This is a genomic window from Hyphomicrobium sp. D-2 (assembly GCF_029872155.1).
GTDB lineage: Bacteria > Pseudomonadota > Alphaproteobacteria > Rhizobiales > Hyphomicrobiaceae > Hyphomicrobium_A.
In genome coordinates, this window is sequence record NZ_JARXLA010000008.1 from 783,181 (window position 1) to 809,826 (window position 26,646).

The 26,646-nt window shown below is 60.6% G+C and carries 26 protein-coding genes; 12 read left to right on the forward strand and 14 right to left on the reverse strand.

Annotated elements, in window-relative coordinates:
- Positions 1–48 precede the first annotated feature (48 nt).
- The 4 genes from QEZ49_RS16115 to QEZ49_RS16130 all read right to left on the reverse strand — a co-directional run bounded on the left by QEZ49_RS16115 (position 49) and on the right by QEZ49_RS16130 (position 5,800).
- Positions 49–2,085 (reverse strand): hypothetical protein, encoded by a 2,037-nt coding sequence (locus QEZ49_RS16115; RefSeq protein ID WP_280388376.1) that lies wholly within the window; start codon positions 2,083–2,085, stop codon positions 49–51.
- A 204-nt stretch (positions 2,086–2,289) separates the two neighbouring features.
- Positions 2,290–3,894, reverse strand: coding sequence for an EAL domain-containing protein (locus QEZ49_RS16120; protein WP_280388377.1), 1,605 nt, complete (start codon positions 3,892–3,894; stop codon positions 2,290–2,292).
- A 302-nt stretch (positions 3,895–4,196) separates the two neighbouring features.
- Positions 4,197–4,571 carry a septal ring lytic transglycosylase RlpA family protein gene (locus QEZ49_RS16125; RefSeq protein WP_280388378.1) on the reverse strand — a complete coding sequence of 125 codons (375 nt, stop codon included), beginning with the start codon at positions 4,569–4,571 and terminating at the stop codon, positions 4,197–4,199.
- A gap of 323 nt (positions 4,572–4,894) precedes the next feature.
- On the reverse strand, positions 4,895–5,800 hold the full coding sequence (locus QEZ49_RS16130; RefSeq protein WP_280388379.1) for a Ku protein: 906 nt from the start codon (positions 5,798–5,800) through the stop codon (positions 4,895–4,897).
- 82 nt (positions 5,801–5,882) lie between these two features.
- Here QEZ49_RS16130 and QEZ49_RS16135 point away from each other — a divergent pair, with 82 nt between their 5' ends.
- Together QEZ49_RS16135 and QEZ49_RS16140 are read left to right on the forward strand one after the other, a co-directional pair.
- A complete protein-coding gene (locus QEZ49_RS16135) occupies positions 5,883–6,380 on the forward strand; it encodes an N-acetyltransferase (protein WP_280388577.1) in 498 nt (165 codons plus the stop codon).
- Positions 6,381–6,587: 207 nt separating this feature from the next.
- Entirely contained in the window at positions 6,588–6,860 is a 273-nt protein-coding gene (locus QEZ49_RS16140; protein WP_068460868.1) for a hypothetical protein, read from the forward strand.
- Between the two features lie 145 nt (positions 6,861–7,005).
- On the opposite strand, the gene QEZ49_RS16145 is transcribed toward QEZ49_RS16140, so the two are convergent.
- The 4 genes from QEZ49_RS16145 to QEZ49_RS16160 form a co-directional block, all read right to left on the reverse strand.
- On the reverse strand, positions 7,006–8,358 hold the full coding sequence (locus tag QEZ49_RS16145; RefSeq protein ID WP_280388380.1) for an NAD(P)-binding domain-containing protein: 1,353 nt from the start codon (positions 8,356–8,358) through the stop codon (positions 7,006–7,008).
- Positions 8,359–8,545: 187 nt separating this feature from the next.
- Positions 8,546–9,673: a site-specific DNA-methyltransferase gene (locus tag QEZ49_RS16150; protein ID WP_280388381.1), complete on the reverse strand. Its 1,128-nt coding sequence runs from the start codon at positions 9,671–9,673 to the stop codon at positions 8,546–8,548.
- 164 nt (positions 9,674–9,837) lie between these two features.
- Positions 9,838–10,494, reverse strand: coding sequence for a ribonuclease HII (locus QEZ49_RS16155; RefSeq protein WP_280388382.1), 657 nt, complete (start codon positions 10,492–10,494; stop codon positions 9,838–9,840).
- Positions 10,495–10,562: 68 nt separating this feature from the next.
- A complete protein-coding gene (locus QEZ49_RS16160; RefSeq protein WP_280388383.1) occupies positions 10,563–11,678 on the reverse strand; it encodes a PA0069 family radical SAM protein in 1,116 nt (371 codons plus the stop codon).
- Positions 11,679–12,646: 968 nt separating this feature from the next.
- Between QEZ49_RS16160 and QEZ49_RS16165 the strand changes: the two genes are divergently transcribed.
- On the forward strand, positions 12,647–13,396 hold the full coding sequence (locus QEZ49_RS16165; protein ID WP_280388384.1) for a hypothetical protein: 750 nt from the start codon (positions 12,647–12,649) through the stop codon (positions 13,394–13,396).
- A 68-nt stretch (positions 13,397–13,464) separates the two neighbouring features.
- On the opposite strand, the gene moaB is transcribed toward QEZ49_RS16165, so the two are convergent.
- Both moaB and QEZ49_RS16175 read right to left on the reverse strand, forming a co-directional pair.
- Entirely contained in the window at positions 13,465–14,001 is a 537-nt protein-coding gene (moaB, locus tag QEZ49_RS16170) for a molybdenum cofactor biosynthesis protein B (RefSeq protein WP_280388578.1), read from the reverse strand.
- 81 nt (positions 14,002–14,082) lie between these two features.
- Positions 14,083–15,018, reverse strand: coding sequence for a uracil-DNA glycosylase (locus tag QEZ49_RS16175; protein ID WP_280388385.1), 936 nt, complete (start codon positions 15,016–15,018; stop codon positions 14,083–14,085).
- Positions 15,019–15,187: 169 nt separating this feature from the next.
- Between QEZ49_RS16175 and QEZ49_RS16180 the strand changes: the two genes are divergently transcribed.
- The 3 genes from QEZ49_RS16180 (at position 15,188) to QEZ49_RS16190 (ending at position 20,023) form a co-directional block, all read left to right on the forward strand.
- Positions 15,188–16,867, forward strand: coding sequence for an electron transfer flavoprotein-ubiquinone oxidoreductase (locus QEZ49_RS16180; RefSeq protein ID WP_280388386.1), 1,680 nt, complete (start codon positions 15,188–15,190; stop codon positions 16,865–16,867).
- A gap of 280 nt (positions 16,868–17,147) precedes the next feature.
- Positions 17,148–18,944, forward strand: a complete 1,797-nt coding sequence (locus tag QEZ49_RS16185; RefSeq protein WP_280388387.1) for a tetratricopeptide repeat protein — start codon at positions 17,148–17,150, stop codon at positions 18,942–18,944.
- A gap of 215 nt (positions 18,945–19,159) precedes the next feature.
- Positions 19,160–20,023, forward strand: coding sequence for a 4-(cytidine 5'-diphospho)-2-C-methyl-D-erythritol kinase (locus tag QEZ49_RS16190; RefSeq protein WP_280388388.1), 864 nt, complete (start codon positions 19,160–19,162; stop codon positions 20,021–20,023).
- Between the two features lie 61 nt (positions 20,024–20,084).
- Here the strand turns inward: QEZ49_RS16190 and QEZ49_RS16195 are convergent, their stop codons facing one another.
- Both QEZ49_RS16195 and QEZ49_RS16200 read right to left on the reverse strand, forming a co-directional pair.
- Complete coding sequence (locus QEZ49_RS16195; RefSeq protein WP_280388389.1) at positions 20,085–20,630, reverse strand: hypothetical protein; 546 nt, start codon at positions 20,628–20,630, stop codon at positions 20,085–20,087.
- Positions 20,631–20,707: 77 nt separating this feature from the next.
- Positions 20,708–21,715 (reverse strand): polyprenyl synthetase family protein, encoded by a 1,008-nt coding sequence (locus QEZ49_RS16200; RefSeq protein WP_280388579.1) that lies wholly within the window; start codon positions 21,713–21,715, stop codon positions 20,708–20,710.
- A 71-nt stretch (positions 21,716–21,786) separates the two neighbouring features.
- On the opposite strand from QEZ49_RS16200, the gene QEZ49_RS16205 reads away from it, so the two are divergent.
- The 6 genes from QEZ49_RS16205 to QEZ49_RS16230 all read left to right on the forward strand — a co-directional run bounded on the left by QEZ49_RS16205 (position 21,787) and on the right by QEZ49_RS16230 (position 25,327).
- Positions 21,787–22,053 carry a DUF2007 domain-containing protein gene (locus QEZ49_RS16205; protein ID WP_280388390.1) on the forward strand — a complete coding sequence of 89 codons (267 nt, stop codon included), beginning with the start codon at positions 21,787–21,789 and terminating at the stop codon, positions 22,051–22,053.
- 133 nt (positions 22,054–22,186) lie between these two features.
- Positions 22,187–23,032: a methyltransferase gene (locus QEZ49_RS16210; RefSeq protein WP_280388391.1), complete on the forward strand. Its 846-nt coding sequence runs from the start codon at positions 22,187–22,189 to the stop codon at positions 23,030–23,032.
- 242 nt (positions 23,033–23,274) lie between these two features.
- Positions 23,275–24,117, forward strand: a complete 843-nt coding sequence (locus QEZ49_RS16215; protein ID WP_280388392.1) for a S49 family peptidase — start codon at positions 23,275–23,277, stop codon at positions 24,115–24,117.
- 39 nt (positions 24,118–24,156) lie between these two features.
- Complete coding sequence (locus QEZ49_RS16220) at positions 24,157–24,381, forward strand: hypothetical protein (protein ID WP_173952579.1); 225 nt, start codon at positions 24,157–24,159, stop codon at positions 24,379–24,381.
- A gap of 136 nt (positions 24,382–24,517) precedes the next feature.
- Positions 24,518–24,754: a hypothetical protein gene (locus tag QEZ49_RS16225; RefSeq protein ID WP_280388393.1), complete on the forward strand. Its 237-nt coding sequence runs from the start codon at positions 24,518–24,520 to the stop codon at positions 24,752–24,754.
- Between the two features lie 372 nt (positions 24,755–25,126).
- Positions 25,127–25,327 (forward strand): hypothetical protein, encoded by a 201-nt coding sequence (locus QEZ49_RS16230; RefSeq protein ID WP_280388394.1) that lies wholly within the window; start codon positions 25,127–25,129, stop codon positions 25,325–25,327.
- Between the two features lie 56 nt (positions 25,328–25,383).
- Here QEZ49_RS16230 and sugE read toward each other — a convergent pair whose 3' ends face one another.
- Together sugE and QEZ49_RS16240 are read right to left on the reverse strand one after the other, a co-directional pair.
- Positions 25,384–25,704 carry a quaternary ammonium compound efflux SMR transporter SugE gene (gene sugE / locus QEZ49_RS16235; RefSeq protein ID WP_280388395.1) on the reverse strand — a complete coding sequence of 107 codons (321 nt, stop codon included), beginning with the start codon at positions 25,702–25,704 and terminating at the stop codon, positions 25,384–25,386.
- 197 nt (positions 25,705–25,901) lie between these two features.
- Entirely contained in the window at positions 25,902–26,483 is a 582-nt protein-coding gene (locus QEZ49_RS16240) for a glyoxalase superfamily protein (protein ID WP_280388396.1), read from the reverse strand.
- Positions 26,484–26,646 lie beyond the last annotated feature (163 nt).

Consider the following 26,646-nt stretch of genomic DNA (forward strand, 5'->3'; position numbering starts at 1 on the left):
GAGGATGCCGCGCAGTTGTGCTCGGCGCAACTACTTTGTTAATGTATATTAGCCTCTTGGTGGGCGGCGGCGCTCGGAGAACCACTCGCGGTATTCGGTCATCTTCTGGCGCTGCGTTCCGGGTGCGCGGCGCTTGCAGGTGGCGGCTTCGTCGCTGTCCGCCGATGCGCCCCAACGCAGTTCCACGCAGTCGTTGATGTTATAAGCCATCTCCAGATCCGGCGTGCGCTCCACCACATCCTGCAGCGTCAGCTTCCACGGCGAGCCATCGGTGCGCGTATAGGTGAAGCTGCGCGCCTTCAGCTCGGTCGCCAGCACGTTTTCAAGCTCAGCTTTCACATCGGCCGCGGTTTTGCCGGCCGGCATGGCGTAACGCTCCGGACGCCGGGCCACGCGCTCGGGGAACTTGCGCACGACATCGATCGCGATCAGCAGCCGCAGATCACGCGACGGTGTAGCGAAATCTTCCCACGGACCGGTGGTCTCGAAGATGGAAGCGCCATCCGGCATCGCAACTTCGCGGCCGCCGCCCACCTGATATTTGCGTCCGTTCTCAACCGACGTAACGCGCGCGTTGACCTGCTCGTCCAGGGCGGTGATCGCTTCCTGCATGGCGCGCAGTGGATCGAGCGGCCGCGGCGACATCAACTCGTCCATGCGGTCGTAAAAGGCTTCGAGATCCAGATCGGATTGTTCAAGCGAGAAATCGCCATAGTCGGCGTGCGCCGCAATTTCCTTGTTGGTCAGTCGGCGCAGGGAGCCGTCGCGCGACATGACGACCGGACGGAAACGCTTGAAGCCGGGGCTGCCGAGGGCGGGGTCCTGCGCGAACAGGAAGTTGCCACGCCAGAAGCGCTTGCGCGCAATGGTGCCGTCTGGCTGACCATCCACCGCCAGGAACACACCCGCGCCGTCTTCCGTTTGCGGCACGCGCTTGGTGATGACGAGCAGATGTCCGTATGGGTCGGCGTAAACCGTGCCGGGGCGCAGCGTGTCTTCCTTCAGCGGCACGGGATAGTAGTCGGTGCGGTCGTCGGTGTTCGCTGTGCGGCCGGAGCCGGAATGGACGCCGTTAGCGATGGTTGTGCGCAGATAGTAGCCGAACGACGGGACAAGCCCCGGCGGACGCAGTGATTGCTTCACTTGCTCAGGCTTTTTCGGCGTCGATCCGGTGAACAGCGAGAAGAAGTCGGCTGCAGGCGGCGGTGTTTTCGGCGCAGGCGGCTCCGGCGGCGGTTCTTCATTATTGATGTTCCACCACGCGTGGCATTGCGGTGCCTTGCCGCCACCACCGCGATTGCATTTTGCATAGCCGAACGGCAGGCCAAGCTTGAAAGCAAAGTAGGCGCGCAGGAAGTAGGGCAGGTCAGCGCAATCGGGGCGGATGAAAAGCTTCTGCTGGTCTTCGCGCAGGCCGAGATGGTCGAACAGCACGTTGCGCTGGCGGTCACGCAGCACGTCGTGCAGCGCCTTCCACGACGGCTGCTCATCAAGCGGCGCGTCGAACAGTTTTTCGATCCAGGCTGAATAGAGATTTTCCGTCGGGCGATCCCATGCCGCGCGGATCGGCCAGACGCTGTCCTGTGTCTGGCGCGGCGACGCGCTGGCCTTGGCCCGCACCGTGATCGGGTGAATGATGGTTGAACAGTCGCCCTCGACGTTGGTGCGCAGCAGCTTTGCTTTCCACTCGCCGGGCGCTGGCGCAGGAACTTCCGCAAACCACACATAGGGCGGACCACCGAGGCGCGCGTCGGACTTCGCTGCCACCTTGCCATTGGGTGCAATGAGCGACAGCTCGCCCTGCAGCGGCGCTTCGGTTGAGAACAGGACGCGGAGCGGAGCGCCTTTCCATGGCGCGTGCGGTGACGCCAGCACGGCGACGCCTACATCTTCGCAATGGCCATTCGCAGTTTCTGCCGTCGCTGGGGCCGTTGCTATCAGAGCAGCGGCCGCGGTGGACAATGCCGCGATTGCTCCGGTCTTGATCGCAGAGGGCACACGGTAGCGGGTGCGCGGCTGTTGGCACCAAACCCTGAGTTGGCGCAAAGCCTGAAACTGATACCAAGCCTGAAACATGAAAGCCATTTCAGCCTCCCCCCGCAATCTTCCGATGGCTGCCCATCGGCCATAGTGGCGAAAGTTTGGCTGAAATAAAGGCGCAGCCTTAAACTGAGGAGCGCAGCAGGCGGGTTATCCGCTTTAATCAAGCTTCGGTGCGGTGCCTCGTCCCTGAAACAGCTAATAGGCGCCCGCGCGTTTTACGGTTAGCTGACCGCCGGAGCGGAGCTGTCAGGCGGCCTTGGCCTTCTGTTTCCAGATTGGGTTGGTGTCGGCCAGCAGCTTACGCATTGCGGCGATGTTTATCGGTGGCGAGATGCCATAACCCTGGACGAATTCAACCATTCCGGTCGAGCGCAGCAGTTCCAGTCGCGCCTGGGTTTCGACGCCCTCAACGATGATCGAGCGGCCGGAGAGTTTCACCATCTCGATAACCTGCACCAGCATGCGTCCCATGATGCTGTCAGGCGGAGACATCGCGAACGAGCGGTCAAGCTTCACGCCGTCAACCGCCAGGCGCGCCACCCGCTCAATGCTGGAATAGCCGGTGCCGAAGTCATCTATGTAGGTTCTGACGCCGTGGGCAGAAAGCGCTTCGATGGTGGCCTGAGCCTTGTCGAAATCGATCTCGTGGAACTCGATCAGTTCGATGGCGAGGCAGAAGCGGTCGGGATGTTCAAGGAACCTGCTGAAGATCTTCAAAATGCGTTGGCAGTCGAAGTCGCAGGCGAAAACGTTGAAGTTGATCTCCAGCACATCGTCGCTCAATGGCTCGCGCGTGAGTTCGTCGAAGGCGCGATCTGCGATCAGTTGCGTGAATTCTGCGGTGCGGCCCGATTTGGCAACGATGTCGATGAATTTAGCCGGGCTGACAAGAGTGTCGTCGACGTCTTTCCAGCGAGCCAGTACTTCGATTGCGGTGATCTTGTCAGACTTCAGATCGATGATCGGCTGGTACAGCGCGGCGATCGTATCGGCATTGAGGCAACGCAGAAAGCGCGCTTCGAACGACCAGTAGTTGCGCAGCCAGGAAAGCACGTTGTTCGCCAGAATCCAGGCAAACAGTGCTGTCAGGACAACGGTGGACGCGAGAATGGTGATGGCACTGTTGGCCCAGCCGAACAAGTCTGCCCTGGAGGCCACGCAATGCAACTTGTATTCGTCGCAGGATTCAGACGACAGCGTGCTTAAGCGAGCGTTCCATGTCTGTGGCTGAAAGTCTTTGAAGCCGGCGTAGAGGCCCCGTTGGCCGTTGAGATGCCAGCTTCTATCCGGGGAGACAGCAACAAGCTCCGATTTTAGCCAGGAGAGATCTTGCGCTTTTTTTGCATAGGGCGGGATGGCTACGGCGTAATTGCCGAGTTGGGCGATGCTTCCGATCGCGCCCGAGAGACCTATGGGCTCCAGATTTCGATGAATGCGCCAGCTTATATTGTTGGGCCCCGGAGTAACGACATCGGGCTGCCCCAGAGAGATCGGCGGATTGAAAGAAATCTGGCTGGTTGAGCACAGAACACGCCCATCGGGGGCGTACAGAAATTCATTCAGACCGTCCGGCAGGAATGCGACGCGCAGCATTTGCATCCGGAATTGCTGCGAGCACGGAATGCCGGTCACATTGTCGTTCAGCAATCGTAATGTGCGTATCGCGTTCTGGTGCACTGCCGAAGTGCGCTGCAATTCCTCCTGCTGCCGCTGGTGCATCAGGCTCGACACCTGCCACAGGATGAATCCATAGCCAACCAGCAGCATGGCGCCAAAGAGGCCACACCACAGTAGAAAGCGGAGCAGTCGTTGATGGTGCCCAGAAACGAGGGCGCGTGCGATCGCAGACATGGCGGCTTGTTTTTGTTTGTTGCAGCGCAGCGGGTTGAGCCGTCATAGTGCCTGATAAACTGTGAATATAATGTATGGCTGTCAAAACTATTTCGCCGGTTGCGCCGGTAATCCGTTTCTTCGTCGTCTGACCGCTAAAAGATGCTTCAAAATGAAAACGCCCTCCGGCGGGAAAGCCGAAGGGCGTTGCTCGGTGTACGGGGCGTCGACTTCAGCAAATACGCTGTCTTCGGACTGATGATCGCGATCATGGCCCGCGGCATTTGCAAAAGGGCACGCATTGCGCGCGCCGGGACGGAAGCTTAGTGGCGAACGCCGCGGCGACCGTTGCCCTTCTTGATAACCGAGAGGTGGACCTTCTGCAGGCCCGAGAAGCCAAGCGCGCTGGCAGCGCCCTTGGAAAGATCGATGATGCGACCCTTGATGAACGGGCCACGGTCCACGATGGTCACGACCACTGAACGGCCGTTGCGGACATTCTTCACACGCAGCTTGGTGCCGAACGGCAGGCTGCGGTGTGCGGCGACCATGTCACCGGCGCTGTAGGAGCGACCGCTCGCGGTCACTTTCAGGTTTGAATAGTGGGATGCGATGCCGGTCTGCGCGTTAGCGTTCGAGGCGGGCAGCAGGGCGACGGCTGTAGCAATTGCAATCAATCCAGAAAATAGAGCTTGCATGGGACCTCCCGGGGTTACTTTCGACGGGAGGCTCTTTTGCATGAACAACTGGGCAGGGGAATGGTTGCGCTATTCAAAGAAATGCAACTTGCTGCAATATACTTTTCATTAAACGTCTGGTTGCCCGTATTATATGTAAGCTTTCAATTTTATGCGGTGATCGAAGGATGCGTTTTGTCGCGACGCATTAACTCTCTTCGCTGATCAATTGTCGGTTTGAGCTCGATTTGAACACTGTTTCAGGCGGCGTTTGAGCTGCGCTTCGCCGGGTCGAACGCGCGCTTCAGCCGTACGATTGAATGCAACCCGAACTGTGTTAGGGCTCAGGCCCGCTTCTTGGTGGTGCGTTTGGGGGCAGCTGATGCGCTACGCCGTGCGGGCGTCGATCTGGCCGATGTCTTGGCTTTCGGCGGGCTTTCGCCGCCACCGCTTCGGCCTTTGGCTGCGCCACCCTCGCCGATTGATTTGCGCAGCGCCGACATCAGATCGATGACCTTAGCGCTGCCAGGCGGCGGCTCCTCATGCGGGGCGACAATCTTCTGGCCTTTGAGCTTTTGGTTGATCAATTCACGCAGGGCCGCAGCGTAATGGTTTTCAAATTCCTTGGGTTTGAACGTGCCGGATTTACGGCCGATGAGTTCAATCGCCAGATCGATCATTTCCTTGTCGGGCTTGATGTCGGGCACTTCGGCGAAAAACTGGGGCGCCTCTTTTAACTCATCTGCATAGCGCAGCATTTCCATCAGCAGCCCGTCTTCCAGCGCCGAGATAGCCACAAGCCATTCGCGCCCGCCGATGGTGAGCTGGGCCAGGCCAGTCTTTTCGGTCTTCCGCAGCGCATCGCGAATGACGACATAGCCTTCGGCGGCATGCTGATCCGCAGGGGCGATGTAATACGGCCGTTCAAAAAAGCGCGGGTCGATTTCCGAACTGTCGACGAATTTGACGAGGTCTATCGTCTTTTTGCTTTCAAGTTTTACGGCGTCGATTTCGTCCGGGTCGAGCACGACGTAAGTATCGGCGTCGACCTCATAGCCTTTCACGATGTCGGAGTTCTGGATTTCGCCAACGCCCTGGACCGTTTTGGTGTAGTTGACGCGCTTGCCGGAGGGCTTGTGGATCTGCCGGAACGAGATCTCAGACTTGCTCTCGACGGCGTTGTAAATTTCAACGGCTATCGAAACCAGCGATAGCCGCAGGAAGCCCTTCCAATATGCACGCGCGGCCATCGTCTACTCCGCAAACTCAAGGTGGTGGCCTCCACCTTATGACGTCAATGATGAGAAAAAGGTTCCGTCGCCAATGGATGCCATGCAGCGCCCAGATCTGTTGATCCGCCCGTATGTCGATGGCGATGCGCTGGGGGTATGGCGTGTTCTGGAGCCCATCATCCGCGCGGGCGAGACCTATGCGCTGCCTCGCGACATGCAGGAGCAGGAGGCTCTGTCCTATTGGACCGGCGCTGATCGGCAGACGTTCGTGGCCGAGAAGGACGGCGGGGTCGTGGGCACCTATTATCTGCGCGCCAACCAGCTGGGCGGTGGCGCGCATGTGGCTAATTGCGGCTATGCAACCTCAGGGGCGCATCGCGGCCAGGGGTTTGCGCGAAAAATGGCCGAGCATTCTCTGGATGCCGCCCGCGCCGAGGGGTTCAGGGCGGTCCAGTTCAATTTCGTCGTTGAGGCCAATGCGCCGGCCGTCCATCTCTGGCGGTCGCTGGGCTTCCAGGAGGTTGGCCGGCTGCCGGAGGCGTTCCACCATCCGGTCCAGGGGTATGTAGATGCGCTGGTGATGTTCCGGAGTTTGTGAGCCCTTGGGCTGCTTTGGTAGGCTCCGAGGTGGCCGGAGTGGGCTCGGTCCGGAAAGCCGCCAAGCCAAATGCGACGGCCGATCCGATTCGCATTGGTCGGCTGGCGTGGCATTGCAGTCACCCTTAGTTAAGCAAGGGTTGTTACTTTCCCAAAATGAGGCGCGGGGGGAGGTTGTGTTCCGTAGTCCTCTATTGCTGATACGAGGATGACCATGCGGATCACGTTCGCTCTCGCTCTGGCGGCCTTCGCCGCTTTGGCCGTATTCACGGTCCCCCAGTCGGATGCTCGCGCCGAGTTCTACCGGACCCCGTCCGGTGAGGTGAAATGGCGCCGCCTACCCCAGGATTACCAGGGCCCCTATTTCTTCTATTACAAGGGCTATGCTTATCCGTACTATCCGGGCCTCGCCTACCGCGAGCGTACCGGTGAGGTGCGTCCCTCGGATGCGCCCTATCGTGAGCGCGTCCGCCGCCAGTAGGCTGCGCTACGCCTTAGCTGAATAGAATTATCGAGGCCGGTCCGTTTCGCACGGGCCGGCTCTTGCTGTTGTCAGTGGGCGTTGCGCGACGGCCGCTCATCGCGCGGCGCCCGCACCCATTCGTTCTGTAAGTGGCCGGCAAGGCTTATTGGTTCACGGCGACGGGGCCGTCTTCGTCCCCCACAAACTCATACAGCGACGGATCGAACGGCGGCCGGGGCTTTGTCTCGGCGATTTTTTGTGCCTGCTTCTTGAACATCCAGAGCGTCCAGTTGGCTAGATGGATTTCGCGGCGCGCGGCGCCCGGATCGATCAGCGGCGTGGTTGGCAGGCGCATGCCCTGCTCTTTCAGGACATAGCCGATCGGCAGTTCCATTTCGTCCTGCATCTCGATCAGTTCAGCGAACAGCTTCGCGGCGGGCGCGACAAGGCTACCGAAGCCGTTACGCGGCTGGGCCGCGCCGATGACGTAGAGGTTTTTGACCGCGTGGGAGAAGGCACCGCCGTAAAGCTGCGGGACATTGTTTTCGATGGATACCAGCCCCTTCGGCAGGAACGGGATGGAATTGTTGAAGCCGGTGGCGGCGACGACGAGATCATATTCCCCCACGCTGCCATCAGTGAAATGCACGCGCGTGCCTGAGAAGCGCGCAATATCCGCGCGCGGACGAATGCGGCCCTGGCGCAGATAGTTCAGCACATCGGTGCCGAAAGCAGGGTGGCGTTCGAACAGCTTGTGATCCGGCTTCTGCAGCCCATAACGACGATAGTCGCCGATGAAGACTGAGATGAGCGCGCGCAGGATGATGCGCTGCATGAAGACCGGCAGGTTCCAGATCGGCAGATCGGTCAGCGGGCGTCCGAATGCGGTTTTGGGCAGGAACCAATAGCCCGAGCGCAGGCTCCAGTCGCATGAAACTCCGACGCGGGCGGCTTCGCACGCAATATCGCAGCCGGAGTTGCCGCCGCCGATAACCAGTACGCGTTGGCCCTGGAGCTGTTTGGGTTCGCGGTAATCAGCGGAATGGATGAACCCACCGGTGAAGCGGCCAGGATAGCGCGGCATGCGCCGATCCCAGTGGTGGCCATTGCATACGACGATGCCGCGATAGGTTCGTTTCTCGCCGTCATCAAATCGCACCTGCCAGCTTTCGTCGGCAAGAGGCTGCGCGCGCACCACCTTGCGCTGCAATTCTATGTGCGGGCCGAGATCGCGATCGTGCGTGAAGTTTTCCAGGTAGCGCAGGATCTGCGTACTGCTGGGAAAGTCAGGATAATGCGCCGGCATCGGATAGTGCGTGTACGCCGTCGACTTCTTCGATGAAACGATGTGTACGCCCTGATAGACGCCGTGGCGCCATAGGCCACCCACTCCGTCGCTGGCGTCAATCAGGTCAAAGGCAACGCCGCGCTGCTTCAGCGCATCCGCCATCGCCAGACCTACCGGGCCTGCACCGATGACAAGCAGGCGATCGGTTCTCAGCGAAGTACGACGCATTCACCCGCCCCATTCATTCATAACGATATGAACAGAACTGGATTAGACCCGTGCAGCGCAGCCGTCTACTGCGGCGAGACTCAACTAACATCTCGGCAGTTGACAACATCCAGCAATGGCGGGCGTGCGCTATGCGCCGGAAGGCCTGCCCCGGCGCAATTGTCGCAAGAATGGTGCGTTTGCTGACTTACTCGGCAGCCACCAGTGTGGGAGTGCTGCTAAGCCCAAGCTGGCGCTTTGCTTCTTCGCGCAGAAGATCGATCGGCTTTAACTTGCCTTCGGCTTCGAAGTGCCAGTAAGTCCAGCCATTGCAAGCGCTTTTTCCCTGCGCGATAGCACCAAGACGGTGAATCGAACCCTGATTGCCGCCCCAGGTGAGCGTGCCGTCGGCCTTAACCTCAGCCTTGATGCGCTTGCGCGAGTCGAGCAGCGTTGCGCCCGGCGTCAGCAGTTTCATTTCTACGATCTGACCAAAAGGCACGCGCGGTTCAGCGCGCTTGCTGCGCACAGTTTCCAGTGCGGTCAGAGGCAGCGGCGTGACGCGGGCAATACGCTCCTCGGCGGCCTTGGCATAATCCGGGTCGCGCTCAATGCCGATGAAGCTGCGGCCAAGCTGCTTGGCCACTGCACCGGTTGTGCCGGTGCCGAAGAACGGATCAAGCACCACATCGCCCGGCTTGGTCGTTGCTAGCAGCACGCGCTGCAGCAGCGCCTCCGGCTTCTGCGTTGGATGCGCCTTGCGGCCACCATCGTCCTTCAGCCGCTCCGGCCCGGAGCAGATGGGGATGAGCCAGTCCGAGCGCATCTGCAGGTCGTCGTTCAGCGCCTTCAGGCTTTCATAGTTGAATGTCGCGCGCGAGCGCTGGTCACGCGTGGCCCAGATGAGGGTTTCGTGGGCATTGGTGAAGCGCTTGCCGCGGAAGTTCGGCATCGGGTTCACCTTGCGCCAGATCACGTCGTTCTGAATCCAGAAGCCGAGATCCTGCAGGCTGACGCCGAGGCGGAAGATGTTGTGATAGGAGCCGATCACCCAGATTGCGCCATCGGGCTTCAGGACGCGGCGGCACTCGGCGAGCCAGGCGTTTGAGAAGCGATCGTAAACGGCGAAGCTGTCGAACTTGTCCCACTCATTATCGACGCCATCGACGCGCGTATTGTTCGGGCGCATCAGATCGCTGGCGAGCTGCAGATTGTAGGGTGGGTCGGCGAAGACGAGGTCGACGGAAGCGTCGGGAAGCTTCTTCAGGGCAGCAATGCAATCACCGACGATGATGCGATTGGCCGAAGCGGCCTTGGACGAACGACGCATAACCATGAAACGCAACTCTCACACGTAAGGGGAACAGCACACCCGGCAAAGACCGGAACTGGCTGGATTCTAACTGTGGAAAGTTGCGCTTGGCCAGCAATTTATCTGTTGCCGATGCAGGCAAAATGGTGAAGGCGAGTCGGATCAAGCACTTGGAGACGTTTCGGAATCTATACAACTTCCTCGTCTTCAAGCAGGCCGAGCGCGAGTTGCACGGTGCGGAACGAGCGGCGGTGATGAATGGTGACGCCGAGACGCTTGATGGCGTCCTGATGCTCGGCAGTGCCGTAACCCTTGTGGCGCTCGAAGCCGTATCCCGGATGCTGTGAGGCAAGCTGCACCATCAACCGATCGCGCGTGACCTTGGCGACGATCGAGGCGGCTGCAATCGACAGGCAGCGGGCATCGCCCTTTACCAGAGTGCGGGACTGGCAGTTGAGCGTCGGCGCGCGATTGCCGTCGATCACCGCGAGCTTTGGCCGTTGCGGAAGTTGCTTCACAGCTTGCGCCATCGCCCACATGGTGGCGTGCAGGATGTTGAGCTTGTCGATCTGCTCAACGGTGGCGATGCCGACGCCGACGATTGCGGTGGCGTGGATGCGGCCATAGAGGAACTCGCGCGTATCGGGATCGAGCACCTTGGAATCGTTGATGCCGTCAGGGATGCGCTCGGGATCGAGGATCACGGCAGCGGCGACCACAGGCCCCGCCAGAGGACCACGGCCGGCTTCGTCTACTCCGGCGACAGGGCCGCCATGTAATTGCAGCTCCGCAGCTTCCAGCTCGAAGGTCGGGCGCAGTTTTGGCTCGGCGGCAGTGTTCCCCATGGAGAGAGAAATTCGGCCTGCCAGCCTGTAGAGTCAAAGCACATCCGGCCATAGCCTGAGGAAAACGCTCAGAATAGCGCCATTTGTTGCCCTTTGAGCACGGGATGGCGGAACAGGTCGGTGCGCAGCTGCTTGCGTTCGGTGTTAAGGCCGAGGCGCCGCACGGCCAGACGGAAGCGGGCCGCGATCTGATCGGCATAGGGGCCTGTGCCGCGCTGGCGGATGCTGAATTCGGCGGTGTAATCACGGCCGCCGTGCATCGATTGCAGCAAATGCATGACCCGGTCGGCGCGGTTGGGAAATTCCGATGCCAGCCATTCGCGGAACAGCGTGCTGATTTCCAGCGGCAGGCGCAGCATGACATAGCCGGCCTGCGTTGCTCCGGCCTCGTGCGCGGCTTCCAGAATGCTTTCGATCTCCGGATCGGTCAGGCCGGGGATGATCGGCGCGACCATCACCGTTGTGGGGATGCCTGCGGCGGCGAGCTGCTTCACCGCATCCAGCCGTCGACGCGGTGTCGGTGCGCGGGGCTCCATCGCGCGGGCGATTTTGGGGTCGAGCGTCGTCACCGATAGGGCTGCCCGCGCTAGCCCGCGTTCCGCCATGCGAGCCAGAATATCGATGTCGCGCGTGATGAGCGTCGACTTCGTAACGATGCCGACTGGATGGTTGGTGCGCTCCAGCACCTCCAGCACCGAACGCATGATGCGCCGATCGCGCTCGATCGGCTGATAAGGATCGGTGTTGGTGCCGATCGCCATGCAGGCGGGTTGATAGCGCGGGTTGGAAAGTTCTCGCTCAAGCAACTGTGCTGCGTTGGTGCGCGCATAGAGTTTGGTTTCGAAATCGAGCCCGGCTGAATGGCCGAGATAGCAGTGGGTTGGCCGCGCGAAGCAGTAGATGCAGCCGTGCTCACAGCCGCGATAGGGATTGATGGAGCGGTCGAACGAGATGTCCGGGCTGTCGTTGCGGGTAATGATGGTGCGTGCGGGATCGTCAAAAACGGTCGTCTTGAAGGCGTCCAGCTCCGCAAGGCCATCCCAGCCGTCATCGAACGTCTCGCGCCGCTCGGTTTCGAAGCGGCCGGTGTGATTGGATTGCGCGCCGCGTCCGCGCCTGCGTTCCTCGTCAACGAGGCCGCCAGGCGATGCTATCGGTTTTGGCTGGCGGCGAAAGTGTTGCACGCAAATGCTCCGCATTGAGACTTGGCGATCTGCTGGCGCCTTAGCAAACGCAAGAAGCCGCCAGGCAGAAGTTAGGGCGGGGGCGCATACAAAACAAGAACAAAAACTGAACACTAATTGATAGTAGGGATGATGGGACTGCGGTAGGCGCTCGGGTTGAGCGCGGGCAGCTTGATTGAGAAGCCCAGCTCAAGGCGTAGCGACCGAGCGCGGAGGGGGCGAACGTAAAAGCGGATCGCGGGAACGGCTTGGCTTTTGGCTTCGCGCCGCCATTGGCAGCGGCAGAGGGCAGGCCGGAGGGATAGTTTGGCCCGATCAGGAAAATGGCCGATCGGCGCTTTGAGCTGAAAAGGGCGCAACCCCTAAGTGTGGGCGGCAATATCTGGGCGCTCCAGCAATTGGCCCCGGCGCCCGCTGTCCGCACGCCACTTGTAGCCACGGTAAAATCGTACGCGGCGGTTTCACTTGGGGCGCCACATGTGCGCGGGATCACATTGCATGCGCGGCTCGGTCGCGGCGCATATGGGGCGCACGGGCATGCTGCTGCGGGCTTGCTCAGCGTGTGCCGGATCGACCGCGCGCATTGGCGGTTGAAATCCTTTGTTGGTCCTAATTTCGCCGCGAGATTTCGATGCTCTGATGGCGGATCAGCGCTTCCGGGTGAAGCGGCCAACATGCACAGTCGTCGCAAATCTTACGTTGCAGCGATGTCGCGCATGGAGTTCGCAAGGCGTCACCCGTGCGCAGTGGTGCTGCGTGATCGACGTTTGAATCTGATGCGCAACGTCGAGATCGGTCGCTGCAAAGCTTAGAAGAATTTCAAGTAACGCAGCCGGATCGTGCTGCATGCAACGGCGTTAGTTACGTTTGTCGGTTTCCGGAATTGCGCGCGCTGGGTGGGCGGACAATTCTGGTTGACAGTGGTAGTGGTGCATCGCGTGTGAGTTTAGTGTCGAGGGGGATCGGTGATGGCGCAAACACAAGTGCAATTCACCTCCGTGCAGGTTTTGCAGGCTGCGAAGCGTGCCGAAGCCGAGGGCAAGATGGACTATGCCCTCCAGTTCTATCGTCATCTTGTTGAGCAGCACGGCAACACGCCTGAAGCGCAGGAAGCGCGTGAAGGATTGTTTCGCATCGCTGAATGGCGTTGGGGTGAGGCGCGCGTTACGCATGGCCGCGATGGTGGTAGCGAAAGTGCAAGCGCCCAGTCCGGTGACGCCGCGCCTGTAGCTGAACACGGACACAACCAGCGCAGCGAGCGCGCTCAGACGCCGCCTGCTCCGCCGCCGGTTCGTCAGCATGGGCACAATAATCGCGCTAATCCCGCCAACGACACATCTGCAGACTTTCGTTCTGAAGCTTCGGCCGCTACGTTGCCGCAGATTGTTTCGCGCCGTCGCAACGAGGCTGAGGGCGAGGTGGATTATTTTGAAGAGCGTTTCAGGCTTGCACGGATCGTTGCGCACACGCTGAGCGCCGTTGGCTGGATTATGATCGCTGCGGGCGTTGCAGGTTTTGTTGGCGGCGTTGCCGATCTCGTCGCTGAACTTGCCATGCCGGCGCTGTTGGGTCTGCCGATTGGTGTGCTTGTGGGCGTGCCCACGGCTGTGTTCGGGCTTTGCTTTGTCGTAGCCGGACAGATTGCGGTGGCCATTTTCGACAGCACCAACGCTGCGCTTGAAACCGCTGCGATGGAGCGCGCGCCGAAGGGCTACTGAAGCACCGCACCACCCGCAGGCAAATAGCCCGCTGGCTGCTGGTCGGGCTCAACAAAGGCAGCAGGTTGTCAGCCCTTCCGCTCCATCAGGCGGGGCTGGATATCTGCCAGATTGCAAGGCTTGTGGCGGCTGTCGAGCTGCCATTTCAGAATGCCATTCCAGGCATCCTTGCAGGCTCCGGGGGAGCCCGGCAGGCAGAAGATATAGGTGCCATTCGCCGTGCCGCCGCAGGCGCGGGACTGGATGGTGGAAGTGCCCACGCTCTGGAACGAGAGCATGTGGAACACGACCGAAAATCCCTCGATTTCCTTTTCGAACAGCGGTTTCACCGCGTCGGGGGTGATGTCGCGTCCGGTGAAGCCGGTGCCGCCGGTGGTCAGGATGACATCAACGGCCGGATCGGCTATCCACGCTTCGACCTGTGCGCGAATAGCGGTGATGTCGTCGGTGACGATTTCGCGCCGGCCAAGGTGATGACCTGCTTCCGTGATCAGAGCTTCCAGCGTGTCACCAGAGCGGTCCGTTGATCGGTCCCGGGTGTCAGAAACCGTGAGCACGGCAATCCGCAGAGGACGGAAGGTAAGGCTTTCATCGATTTTGGAGATGGACATTCGTCGGCATCCGATCTTGAGCGGCTGGATGTGGTTTGGCGTGGAGCGTCGGACTGAACTGATGCTGGCCCTGGGTCAGCCTTTCAATGCAGCTTTCACATTCAGCAAATCGCGCCAGGCCATGTTTTTTGCAGCCGGTGTGCGCAGCAGATAGGCCGGATGCAGCGTTGCCATGGATTTGTATTCGTGGCCGTTGACAGCGAACGGTCGCCACTTCCCGCGCAGGCGCATGATGCCATCGGCAACATCAAACAGCTGTTTGGCCGCCGAGCCGCCGAGAGCGAGTACGATCCGGGGTCCGACGAGCGCAATCTGCTTTTCAAGGAACGGGCGGCAGGCAATTGCCTCTTGCGGTGTTGGCGTGCGGTTTCCCGGCGGACGCCAATAGACGATGTTGGTGATGTGGACGTTGGTTTCGTCAACGCCGATGGCCGCCAGCATGCGGTCGAGCAGCTGGCCTGCACGGCCGACAAACGGCTTGCCGGCCAGATCTTCATCGCGGCCCGGCGCTTCACCGATGATCATCAGCGGGGCGCGCTCTGCTCCGCGATAGAAGCACAGGTTCTTGGCTGTCGCCTTTAATCCACAGCCGTCGAAAGCTGCGAGGGCACTGCCCAGATCGGCCAGCGTGTTGATATTCGCAAGATCGACAACTGGAGCGGCGTCAGCGGGTGCGGCTGCTGGGCGCACCGAGAACTGGCGCGCAGGCTGTGCGGATGTGGTTGTGCCGGCATAAGGGGTGCGCTGCGGTGTTCCGGTTGGCAACGGTCGCGCCGGTGCACCTGGCCCCCGGGCAGCAACGCTCCCTTGGGAAAAAGCCTGTGCGCTTTGAGGCGCTTGGCCTGCATCGGCGTGAAGCCTAAATCCTTGTCCTGGCGCCTGTTCGCCCCGCGCCAGCCAGTCGACAGCGGTGTCGGAAATTGCTGCGTCGACGCCCATGGCCGCATACCACGCAAGGATGCGTCCGGCGGCGCGCTGGGCCTCAATGTCGCGATTGCTGTCAGAGCTCATGGGGCTACCTTATCGCGGTGCAGCGTGCTCTCATAGCGTTGCAGCTTTTCCCTCGCAGCCACGTGTTGTGAAAATTGCGGCCCTGCGGCGCTTGACGCTGCGGGGCTGGGAGACCTACGACCACCTTAGAGACATTAGAAGTTTCCCGCCACGCGAGGTGATACCAAATATGGCCGAGACCGCTCCCGAGCTGCCGCCCAGAGAAGGGATGGAATTCGACGTCGTTATCGTCGGGGCAGGTCCTGCCGGGCTCAGTGCCGCTATTCGCCTTAAGCAGCTCGCCGCAGAGGCGCGAACCGAGCTTTCGGTGGTCGTGGTCGAGAAGGGCTCGGAGGTCGGCGCCCATATTCTTTCCGGCGCTGTGATCGACCCCAAGGGTATCAACCGCCTCATTCCGGATTGGAAGGAGAAGGGTGCGCCGATCGATACGGAAGTGAAGGATGACCGTTTCTACTTCCTGACGGCCACCAAGTCGTTGCGGCTGCCCAACTTCTTGATGCCGCCGCTGATGAACAATCACGGCAACTATATCGTCAGCCTCGGCGCGCTGTGCGCATGGCTGGGTGAGCAGGCGACCGAGCTGGGTGTCGAGATCTATCCGGGCTTTGCGGCCAGCGAGGTTCTCTACGACGAAAACGGCGCCGTTGTGGGCATTGCGACGGGTGACATGGGCATCGGCCGTGACGGCCAGCCCACCGACAACTTCGTGCGCGGCATGGAACTGCGCGGCAAATACACGTTCTTTGCCGAGGGCGCCCGCGGCTCGCTGAGCAAGCAACTGATTGAGCAGTTCAAGCTGACGGAAGGCCGGGAAAGCCAGAAATTCGGCATTGGTCTCAAGGAGTTGTGGCGGATCGCGCCGGAGAAGCACAAGCCCGGTCTGGTGCAGCACTCATTCGGCTGGCCGTTGGACAGCCGCACCGGGGGTGGCTCGTTCCTTTATCACTACGGCGACAACCTCGTTTCGGTCGGCTTCGTGCTGCACCTGAACTACGAAAATCCGTATCTGTCGCCTTACGAGGAGTTCCAGCGCTTCAAGACCCATCCGGCGATCCGTGACACCTTCGAGGGTGGCAAGCGCATGGGCTATGGCGCGCGCGCGCTGACCGAGGGCGGCTGGCAGTCGGTGCCGAAGCTCACGTTCCCCGGTGGTGTGCTACTGGGATGCTCGGCCGGCTTCATGAACCTGCCGCGCATCAAGGGCAGCCACAACGCCATGCTTTCCGGTATGGCAGCGGCGGAAGCGGCGTTCGCCGCTATGGCCGAGGGCCGCCAGCAGGATGAGCTGACCGCCTATTCCGAAGCGGTCGAAAACGGCGACATCGCCCGCGACCTGAAGCCGGTGCGCAATGTTAAGCCGCTGTGGTCGCGCTTCGGCACCTTTATCGGCTTCCCGTTCGCTGGCCTCGATATGTGGCTGAATACTCTGATCCCGGGCGGGCTGCGCTTCACGCTCAGCCACCGCAAGCCGGACTATGCAACGCTGAAGCGGGCGGAAAAGGCCAAGCCGATCGAGTATCCCAAGCCCGACGGTGTGCTGACCTTCGACCGCCTGACGAACGTGTCGTTCTCGGGCACCAACCATGAGGAAGAGCAGCCGGTTCACCTGAAGCTGACCGATCCGGCGCTGCCGATCTCCATCAACCTGCCGGAATTCGCCGAGCCAGCTCAGCGTTATTGCCCGGCTGGCGTCTATGAGATCGTGGTGGAAGCGGACGGCGAGCCGCGCTTCCAGATTAACGCCCAGAATTGCGTCCACTGCAAAACCTGCGATATCAAGGATCCGAGCCAAAACATCACCTGGGTGTGCCCGGAGGGCGGCGGAGGCCCCAACTACGCGGGCATGTGAGGCTGCGTTTGAGGCCGGGTAACCCGTGCTTCCAACCCTGCTTCGGCATATTTCGGCATTTGCCGCCACAATTGAGTCGGCAAATGCCCCCGGTGCCATCGCAGGACCGCAATTCACCTCAACTGTGGAAGGCTGGCCCTAAACGCATGAGGGGTGTGGGCTTTTCCCGTAAGATTTGCAGATTCAACGTTACTCAAGCCCGCTGTCGCCAAATCATCGGGTTGTTTGCCAGTCTGTCACCTGCGGGAATCGGCCCACAGCCTCCAAAGGATGAGTTTGAATGCCGTCCAGCCTTCGCAAGCTGTTGCACGCCACGGCCTTTGCCGGTTGTGCGTTTGTCGTAACCCTCAGCGCCGCGCAGGCCGCGACCGGGTTCTCCACGAAAGTCACTTCGCACTCGCTGCTGGGCAGCTATCTGGCCGCCAATATGGCCAGGAATGCCAACGACACTTCTAATGCCGCGAGCTTTTATCAGAGCGCCCTGGCGCTCGATCCCAACAATCCTGTCCTGATCGAGCAGGCGTTCCAGATCGAGACCGCCGCGGGCAACTGGGAGCGTGCGGTGCCTCTGGCGCGCAAGCTGCTGGAGAAGGATGAAGACAATCGCATGGCCCATCTGCTGTTGGGCATCGATAGCTTCAAGCGCGGCGACTACAAGAAAGCCGACGTGTCGTTGCTCCGGGCCAGCGATGGGCCGATCGGTGAGCTGACAAGCACGCTGGCCCGCGCTTGGGCGGCTGCGGCCTCTGGCAATGGGCAGCGCGCCATCAAGCTGCTGTCGAAGCCGCGTCAGGCTGAGTGGGCGCAGTTCTATCTGAATTATCACAAGGCGCTGATCGCCGATGTGCTTGGCGATACCAAAGAGGCTGCAACAGCCTACGAGCACTCGGTGCGTCAGGACGCGAGCACGCTGCGTATCGCTTTGGCCTATGCGCGTCACGCTGCCCATCATGGCGATGTGAAGCGCGCCAACGAAATTCTGGATACCTACGCCGATCGTGGCCAGCCGGAACCGCACATTCTGGTGCGTGAGCTGCGCGACGAACTGAAGAATGACAAGGTGAAGGCGCCGCTGATCGCCAGCACCGCCAACGAAGGCATGGCCGAGGTTTTCTATGGCCTGGGTGAGGCGCTGACGAGCGAAGGCGGCGTCGGCATGGGCATTCTTTATCTGCAGCTTGCGCTCTATGCCGATCCCAAGCACGCGTTCGCGCTTGCTGCTCTGGCAAGTGCCTATGAGAACGCGCAGCGCTATCAGGACGCCATCGACGCGTACGATCGCATCCCGCAGAACACCGCACTGCAGAGCGCCATCGATATCCGCAAGGCGTTCGATCTCAATTCGCTTGAACGGCCGGATGAAGCGATTGCGATCCTTGAGAAGCTTTCCGCCAAGTACCCCGATGACCTCAAGCCGCTCGATGCGCTTGGTAGCATCCTGCGCGCGGGCAAGCGCTATGACGAAGCGGCGGAAGTTTATACGCGCGCCATCAAGCTGATCCCGGAGCCGGATCGGCGTCACTGGAACATCTTCTACGCTCGCGGCACCTGCTACGAGCGCTTGAAGAAGTGGTCGCAGGCGGAAGCCGATCTCAAGAAAGCGCTCGAGCTTTATCCAGATCAGCCGCTGACGCTGAACTATCTTGGCTATAGCTGGATCGACCAGAACATGAACCTCAAGGAGGGCATGGAACTGATCGAGAAGGCCGTCGCGCTGAAGCCGGATGATGGCTACATCGTCGATAGCCTTGGCTGGGCGCATTACAAGCTGGGCAACTTCGCCGAGGCGGTTCGCTTCCTTGAGCGCGCGGTTGAGCTGAAGCCGCAGGATCCGGTGCTGAACGACCATCTGGGCGATGCGCTATGGCAGGTTGGTCGCGAGCGTGAGGCCCGCTTCCAGTGGGATCAGGCGCTGACGCTTGAGCCGGAGCCGGAAGAGATCGACAAGATCAAGAAGAAGCTGGCCGAAGGTATGCCCGGCAGCGTGCAGCTTGGTGTTGGCCAGCGCGAGACCAAAAAGAAGGACAGCGCCGACCCGCAGAAGCAAACCAAGCTCAGCCCGGGCATGGTGGAGTGATCCGGCGCCGTTGAAGGTTGTTGCGGTTCCTTCATCGCGCATTGAAATCAGAAGAGCCTCCGATCGCATCGGGGGCTCTTTGCATTTGGACGCCCGCGACCTATGCAGGAGGTATTCGGTCTGGAGCCGAGCGGCGGTGAATGTAAGCGCGGCTCAGTCTGTGAACCGGCGTCCCTATGTGACGTACACACGGTGGCTCGATGGGTGATCTAGAAATGACCATCACGGAGCGCGCTCGCGCCAAGATCAACCTGACGCTGCGGGTTCTGGGGCGCCGGGCGGACGGCTACCACACACTGGAAAGCCTCATCGTGTTCGCCGATGTGGGCGATGACGTGCGTTTTCATTCGGGCGCACCGACAGCTGTGCGGATGCACGGGCGGTTTGCGGAAGCGATAGCGGGCGGCAACCTGATCGATACGGCGTTGGCGCGCCTTGCTGCTGCCGATCCCGAGCTGACGCTGGGCAGCGTTGAGGTTGAAAAGCTGCTGCCGATCGCGGCCGGGATTGGTGGCGGTTCAGCCGATGCCGCCGCAGTGCTGCGCGCGGTCCGGCGTGTCAATCCCGAGAGCGTGGCACCGTGGGATGACATCGCTGCGCGGCTTGGTGCCGATGTCACCGTTTGTCTGGCGAACCGCTCTTCGTTCGTGTGGGGCGTCGGCGAGCGTATCGCTCCAGCGGAAGGCCTGCCGCTTTTGCATGCGGTGCTTGTCTGTCCGATGGGGGCTGCGCCGATGGGCAAAACGCGTGCGGTATTCTCTCAGCTATCGCTGTCGCCGGCCGGACCGACTGTTGATCCCGAGCCGTTGCCACGGTTCACCGATGTGGCAGGGCTGATCGATTATATGCGTTCCATCGGCAATGATCTGAACGCGCCTGCGCTTGCGGTGACGCCGGTGTGTGCCGAAGTGGAAGCTGCGCTGAAAGCGGTGACAGGTTGTCTTTATGTGGCGCTTTCCGGTGCCGGGCCGACCAGCTTCGGCATATTCGCCGATGCGGATAGCGCTCGGGCGGCAGCAGCATCGCTGCAGGCGCAGCACCCCGAATGGTGGGTGGCGCCGGTGGTTCTGGGCGAGTGATGAGCGTTACGCGAGCGATCGGCGGGAGCCGCTCGCGTCGCTGAGGCCGTTGTTATCGCGATCAGCAGAAGAAGCAGTTGCGGCAGGCGGTGGCAGCTTCGTTGATCTGGCCGCTCATGATCTTGGAGTATTCGGTCAGCTTCGGCTTGAAGCGCTCACAAATCGTCTTCTTGGCTTCTTCCTCGCCGTGCAGCGTCTGCCACTGCTTCAGATATTCGCCCTTCTGGGAACGGAACTTGGAGAATACCTTTTTCAGCGATGCAGCTTCAACGCACGAGCCAACTGCGTTCAGCGCCCGCCGCTGCAGGTTCAGCTTGATGCCGCAGAATTCCTGCAAGGCATCGACGGTGGCGTATTCTTCAACCAGCTTCCACAGATTGGCCTGCTCCTTGGCGCTCATGTCGCCGATGCCAAGCTTGGTCAGCGTGAAAAGCGGTGTTTGAGCCGATGTAATCTGGCGCGGAGCCAGCAGCGCGCCGGGAGAAGATACGGCCTTGGCTGCGGCCGCACCTAGCACTGCAAAGCAGATCAAGGCCAACAGCCAGCCGCCCGGTTTGAGCATGCGCGCGACGTGATGCTGAAGCGACGACACAGCCATTTTCCTCACGAATTCTCCGAAAGCGGATCGACTCTAGGATGCCGCCGCAGGGTGAGCAATATCGGCACGATGGGTCGGGTGATTTTTCAGTGCGAGCGATGCAGACAGAACGCGATGACTTCCTGCATGGCGGCTTTCTCCGGACGGTCAGAGAAAATGCCAAGAGCGTCATGCGCAATGGCGCCATAGGAACGGGCGCGCTCCATCGTGGCTTCCAGCGCCTTGTGCTGCTTCATCAGCCCGATGGCATGTTCGAGGTCGCCGTCCTCGATCTTGCCTTCGGCGATGGTGCGCTTCCAGAACTGGCGCTCTTCGGCGTTGCCACGGCGGAACGACAGGATGACCGGCAGAGTTATCTTGCCTTCGCGGAAATCGTCGCCGGTTGATTTGCCCAGATTGGCGCTGTCGCCGGAATAATCGAGCGCGTCGTCAACAAGCTGGAACGCGAGACCAAGATTGCGGCCATAGGCTCGCAGCGCCATTTGCTCGGCCACCGGGCGGCTCGAAATCGCAGCGCCAACTTCGGCGGCGGCTGAGAACAGAGCGGCGGTCTTGGCATTGATGATCGCGAGGTACTCATCCTCAGTGGTGGCCGTGTTGTTGGCGGCGGCGAGCTGCATGACCTCGCCTTCAGCGATCACAGCAGCGGCGTTGGAAAGGATTTTCAGCACCGGCAGCGAGCCGACATCCACCAGCATGCGGAAAGCCTGGCCGAGCAGGAAATCGCCCACCAGCACGCTGGCTTGATTGCCCCACAGCATGCGCGCGGTTTTCTTGCCCCGGCGAAGGCCGCTTTCATCTACGACATCGTCGTGCAGCAACGTCGCCGTGTGCATGAACTCGATAGCACTCGCAACGCGAACATGGCCCGCGCCTTCGTAATCGCAGAGTTTGCAGGCCGCCAGCGCCAGCATCGGCCGCAGCCGCTTGCCACCGGAATCGATGAGGTGATGGGCCAGTTCAGGTATCAGCTCGACGTCTGAAACCTGTTTGTCCAGGATGATGCGGTTGATGGCCTCCATGTCGCTGGCCACCAAGTCGAACAGCGGTTGCAAGCTGGCCGGTGGGGTGCGAGCGGCATCGAGGGGAATGATCTGTGCCGAGGGCCTGTTTCCGAGCAGGTTTTTATTGCGGTTATATAGCGTCTGACCGCCCGCAAGCACACATGAAGTTTGCCGCAAGGCGCTGTTGGTTTTATCTTACCCCAATGCGCGATCTCGTGGCGACTAACGACCCCATACTTTTGAGTTACCTGTTGGCGATATTACGCGAAGCAGGCATCGAGGCCTTTGTTTTTGACCGAAACATGAGCTCCGTCCAGGGCAGCCTCGGTGCCGTTACGCAGCGGGTTTCGGTCCCCGAAGACCACTGGGAAGCAGCAAAAAGGCTGCTGATCGAGGCGGATCTCGGCCAATGGATACTCGAAACCTGAAGTAAGGCCCTGAACGGGCTGGGGCATCAGGAGCTTTTGCTGGGTGGCCCATTGTCCATCCCGGCGTGACAATACGCATCAATGGCGTTCCGGCGCTGCATGGCGGCGAATAGCTGGTTTCGAGGATCGCGGGATGGCAACTGAAGTCGGCGATGTCGAAGCGGCGTCTCGCCTGAGCGGGGCGATCGATGCTCCAGAAACCGACCGGGATGGGGATCTGACCGACGACGCCTTTCTCGGCGGCGCGCTTGCCCTCCTGCAAATGCGCTCCGGCTATCGGGCCGGACTGGACGCGGTGATGCTCGCGGCGGCTGTTGCGCCTGCGGGTGATGATGCCTTGCGGGTTTTGGATGTCGGTGCTGGTGTTGGAACGGCCGGGCTGTGCGTGGCGCGGCGTCTGCCCATGGCGGAAGTTGCGTTGCTGGAGCGTGAACCCGAACTCGCGGAACTGGCTGCGCGTAATATCGAACGCAACGATCTTGGCTTACGCGTCCGCGCCATGGCCGGTTCAGTGGGTGCGGCGGTAGCGGATTTGCGGGCGCTTGGCCTTGCCGACGAGAGCTTTTCGCACGTCATCGCCAACCCGCCCTATTACGACGTCAGCGCTGGCACCGTCGCGCCTGACAGGCTTAAAGCCGGTGCGCATGCCATGGACGGCGACGGATTGGAGCGCTGGGCGCGTTTTATGGCCCGGATGGCGCGTCCATTGGGGGTGGCTGTTGTTGTACACCGGGCCGATGCCTTGCCGCAGTTGCTGCAAGCATTTGGACAGCGCTTCGGCGCGATCACGATCCTGCCGCTGCATCCGCGTGAGGGCGAACCGGCCAGCCGTGTGCTGATGCGCGGGGTGAAGGGCAGCCGCGCGCCGCTGCGCATAATGCAGGGCTTTGTCCTGCATGGCGAAGGCAACGCCTTTACGCCCGAAGCCCAGGAAATACTCCGCAACGGCGGCCCGTTGTTGCCGCTGATGGGGAAGTGATTGGCCAACCGGAAGCGGCTGCATTGCGTGTCACGTAGCACGTGCACTGGAGCTGCAACTCAATTCGATAACGGTTCGTTCGGTGCAGGTGCCTACAGTGCTTCCGGAAAAGTGGGAACCGGTTTCCGACCAGAAGCACGACACAACAGACATCTAGAAGCCATTCCGCATTCAACGAAATGCTGAAAGGCTCTAGATCTTCGCGCGCGCCTAATTTCAAATATGCCAGGAGGCAGCAAGGAATGTGGTTTCTTCGCCAGAATACAGTTGTTCCGGTGCTGCGGTTTTCAGGCCCGATCGGAATGGCGACGCCGCTGCGTCCGGGGCTATCCATCGGCACGGCGGCATCGGCGATTGAAAAAGCGTTCGAGCTTTCGAAATGTCCTGCTGTGGCGATCGTCATCAATTCGCCGGGCGGCTCGGCGGTTCAGTCGAGCCTGATCTTCAAGCGCATCCGGCAACTCGCCGACGAGAAGAAGAAAACCGTCTACGTGTTCTGCGAAGATGCGGCAGCGTCAGGTGGCTATTATCTCGCGGTGGCGGGCGATGAGATCTATGCCGACGCATCATCCATCGTCGGTTCCATCGGTGTGATTTCGGCCGGTTTCGGTTTTGAAAAGGCGATCGAGAAGCTCGGTATCGAGCGGCGCGTATATACCGCTGGCGAAATGAAGGACACGCTCGATCCGTTCCTGCCCGAACGCGCGCAAGATGTGGCGCGCATCAAGGCGCTGCAACAGGATGTGCATGATGCTTTCATCGGCGTGGTGAAGCAGCGCCGTGCAGGTAAGTTGAAGGCGGAGGATGGCGAGCTGTTCACCGGCGCGTTCTGGTCCGGTCAGAAGGCCGTCGACCTTGGGCTCATCGACGGCATTGCCGACGTGCGTTCAAAGATGCGTGAGCTTTACGGTGAAAAGGTTCGATTGAAACCAGTTCCTCTGGATCGCGGTGGTCTTTTGTCAAGGCTGCGGCGATCTCCCGCTGCCACAGGTTACGAGGAATTAACTGGCGGCGGTTTTGCTTTTGCCGACGATGTAATTTCCGCCATTGAGGCTCGCGGCTTGTGGGCGCGCTTCGGACTTTAATGGCTGTCGATTGTTGCTCTTCTTGAGGGAGTTCAGCCAATGCCGCATTTGATCGCTGTTGTGCTCATTGGCGCCGGTATCGTGGCTGGCGTTAAATGGATCGCGCGTGAAGTCGCCCGCGCCACCGGAGTTGATGCTTCGCAGGAAGAGATGGTGAGCAACGATCCGCTGGCCACTGTTCCGAAGGATCTGGGCGCCCTGGTGTGGGATGCCGACGCTGGCGTTTATCGCCCTGCCGTGCGTCGTACCGGCCCATTCGCCTGAGCTGCGAACACGCCACGCGGACAGCATCAAGCCGGTTGCAGAATGAGAACAAATACGGAGCAACGGCCTAGATGATCGCCAGATTTGGCGCTGTGTGCTACTCGGCTCTCTCCGATATTAGGGGAGCCAGGTGGGCATGTTCTTTACGCATCTGTGCCGTGTGATCGCGGCCGTAGGCTTGTTTTTCGGGACTGTGCGGGTTGGGTTTGGCATCGCCGGAGCAACCGGTGTTTTGAACCCAGAGGCATTAGACCGCTACACGGGAGAATTATCTTCGGGCGCAGTTCTCGATTCAGGGCTGCTGGTTGTCTTTGTAGCGGTGCTCGTCGGAACGCTGGCAGAAATCAGCCTCACATTACGTCGGCGGGGGTAGTCAGATTAGCGCGCTTCGATGCACAACCTTTAATAAGGAGCGCGCCAATTAAAGCTTCGGGCCGTTTTAAGCTGTCCACAACGTCCTCGACGGCCTCGCTCGGTGCCCGTAACGCGGCCTTGCTGATCTTCTGGAACGCCTCAGATCTTACGCTCTCGGGCAAGCTCACGTCAGTGGCCGTGGCCTTCAGTTCCTTGATGATCTTGTCGCTGGTTTTCAGTGCGCATGGGTTAGTCCCTATGCTTGCGTTGCTTACCGAGGCCGCATCTCCCCACGCGCTTAACGTTGCTTAACACTGTAGCCGTACATTCATCAGCGCGCAGACATGTCTCTGCGCGCATCGCTGCAGTCTAAAGCTTCGCGAGGTTTTCAATGGCTGATGTCGATCCTGATGTGCTGGCCGATATCGACAGCCGCATTGCCATCATCCGCGATAACCTGCGTGAGCTGGTGGAGCAGGCCGCAGGATATTCCGGCGCCGCGAATGAAGAGCTGACGGCCGACCGCATTTCCGATCAGCAGGCCAAGCTTGATGCGCTGCTTGCCGAGCGTGACCGTCTGACCGCCGGCTAAGGCGGCCAGTTCGGCCGTCGCATGTCGCATCGCGTTTGCGATCTGCGCGCTCAGCTTTATGCGTTGGATGAGTACTTCATCAGCACGATGCCGCTGACGATAAGCCCGGCGGCCAGCATGCGCGTGGCGCTGGCGTCTTCGCCCAGCACGACAATCCCAACGATGAACGCACCTACCGCGCCGATGCCGGTCCATACCGTGTAGGCTGTGCCTAGCGGCAGCAGGCGCATCGCGTATGCCAGCAAAGCAAACGACGCAAACATCGCGACAAAGGTGATGATTGAAGGCGTAAGCCGGGTGAAGCCGTCGGACTGCTTCATGTAGAAGGCCCAGACGACCTCGAGCAAACCGGCGATGAAAAGCGAAATCCAGGCCATGATCGGCCCTCCTTTTTTGAGAGCCGGGCCGTCCCGACGTGGAAACCCGCACACTTATTTGCGGGGCGAGGACGTTGCCTCACGCATAAATCTAGCGCGGTTGTCGTGCGGGTCAATCAGGCGCCAGACGCGCAGCGGCCAGATGTCTCCAGCCGTTGCGCGTTGCATGGTAATCGCCGGGTTAAGCGCGCGGCGCCTCAGGCGCGTGGATCGTCGGGTTTGTTCGGCTCGCTGAAACGCAGCCGGTTTCCGAACGGGTCAGACACCTGCATCATCTGCGCATCCCATACCGCCTCTTCGAGGCCGGGCCGGTAGTATTTGTAATTCTTGCCCAGCAGTTCCTGATGATAGGCGGCGATGCCACGCATCCATATGAACACGGTTGAGCCGGGGCTCGCGTCGCCATGATGCTCGGAGAGATGCAGTTTTATGCCAGCGCGGGAGACTTGCGCGTAGAGCGGGAAGTTGTCGCCGAACCGGTGCTCCCAATCGATCGTGAAGCCGAGAAAATCGACATAGAACTCCATCGCCTTCTCGACCGAGAAGATGCGCAGGATTGGGATTGTCGAGCTGAACCGTATTGGGGTTGCGGGCGCAGCGTTGGCGGATGCTGTGTTCTCCGCCGCTGCAATCTTCGCCGCCAGTACGTTCCAATCGGGTAGGCCAAACTGCCTGGCGACAATCTCCAGGCATTCGCTATGGGATAGATCGGTCTGATGATTGGCCATCGCATCACGCAGAGCGCGCGCCATGGCTTTGGCGTCCATGAAAGTACGCATCGTTGATCCTTTCGCGTTGCGTGCGAACGGAAGCGATCAGCGCCTGCATTGCCGATCCGTTCGCAGCAAAAGCGAATGGGATCATTGCTGTATCTGGATGCTTTCACCGTACCCTTGCGGGTGCAGGCGGCAGGCTGCATCGGTCCGCCGCCACGCTAGTCCT

Coding starts and splice junctions, on each gene's coding strand:
- QEZ49_RS16115 (WP_280388376.1), bottom strand. CDS start 2,085: ATGGCTTTCATGTTTCAGGCTTGGTATCAGTTTCAGGCTTTGCGCCAA.
- QEZ49_RS16120 (WP_280388377.1), bottom strand. CDS start 3,894: ATGTCTGCGATCGCACGCGCCCTCGTTTCTGGGCACCATCAACGACTG.
- QEZ49_RS16125 (WP_280388378.1), bottom strand. CDS start 4,571: ATGCAAGCTCTATTTTCTGGATTGATTGCAATTGCTACAGCCGTCGCC.
- QEZ49_RS16130 (WP_280388379.1), bottom strand. CDS start 5,800: ATGGCCGCGCGTGCATATTGGAAGGGCTTCCTGCGGCTATCGCTGGTT.
- QEZ49_RS16135 (WP_280388577.1), top strand. CDS start 5,883: ATGCAGCGCCCAGATCTGTTGATCCGCCCGTATGTCGATGGCGATGCG.
- QEZ49_RS16140 (WP_068460868.1), top strand. CDS start 6,588: ATGACCATGCGGATCACGTTCGCTCTCGCTCTGGCGGCCTTCGCCGCT.
- QEZ49_RS16145 (WP_280388380.1), bottom strand. CDS start 8,358: ATGCGTCGTACTTCGCTGAGAACCGATCGCCTGCTTGTCATCGGTGCA.
- QEZ49_RS16150 (WP_280388381.1), bottom strand. CDS start 9,673: ATGGTTATGCGTCGTTCGTCCAAGGCCGCTTCGGCCAATCGCATCATC.
- QEZ49_RS16155 (WP_280388382.1), bottom strand. CDS start 10,494: ATGGGGAACACTGCCGCCGAGCCAAAACTGCGCCCGACCTTCGAGCTG.
- QEZ49_RS16165 (WP_280388384.1), top strand. CDS start 12,647: ATGGCGCAAACACAAGTGCAATTCACCTCCGTGCAGGTTTTGCAGGCT.
- QEZ49_RS16175 (WP_280388385.1), bottom strand. CDS start 15,018: ATGAGCTCTGACAGCAATCGCGACATTGAGGCCCAGCGCGCCGCCGGA.
- QEZ49_RS16180 (WP_280388386.1), top strand. CDS start 15,188: ATGGCCGAGACCGCTCCCGAGCTGCCGCCCAGAGAAGGGATGGAATTC.
- QEZ49_RS16185 (WP_280388387.1), top strand. CDS start 17,148: ATGCCGTCCAGCCTTCGCAAGCTGTTGCACGCCACGGCCTTTGCCGGT.
- QEZ49_RS16190 (WP_280388388.1), top strand. CDS start 19,160: ATGACCATCACGGAGCGCGCTCGCGCCAAGATCAACCTGACGCTGCGG.
- QEZ49_RS16205 (WP_280388390.1), top strand. CDS start 21,787: ATGAAGTTTGCCGCAAGGCGCTGTTGGTTTTATCTTACCCCAATGCGC.
- QEZ49_RS16210 (WP_280388391.1), top strand. CDS start 22,187: ATGGCAACTGAAGTCGGCGATGTCGAAGCGGCGTCTCGCCTGAGCGGG.
- QEZ49_RS16215 (WP_280388392.1), top strand. CDS start 23,275: ATGTGGTTTCTTCGCCAGAATACAGTTGTTCCGGTGCTGCGGTTTTCA.
- QEZ49_RS16220 (WP_173952579.1), top strand. CDS start 24,157: ATGCCGCATTTGATCGCTGTTGTGCTCATTGGCGCCGGTATCGTGGCT.
- QEZ49_RS16225 (WP_280388393.1), top strand. CDS start 24,518: ATGTTCTTTACGCATCTGTGCCGTGTGATCGCGGCCGTAGGCTTGTTT.
- QEZ49_RS16230 (WP_280388394.1), top strand. CDS start 25,127: ATGGCTGATGTCGATCCTGATGTGCTGGCCGATATCGACAGCCGCATT.
- sugE (WP_280388395.1), bottom strand. CDS start 25,704: ATGGCCTGGATTTCGCTTTTCATCGCCGGTTTGCTCGAGGTCGTCTGG.
- QEZ49_RS16240 (WP_280388396.1), bottom strand. CDS start 26,483: ATGCGTACTTTCATGGACGCCAAAGCCATGGCGCGCGCTCTGCGTGAT.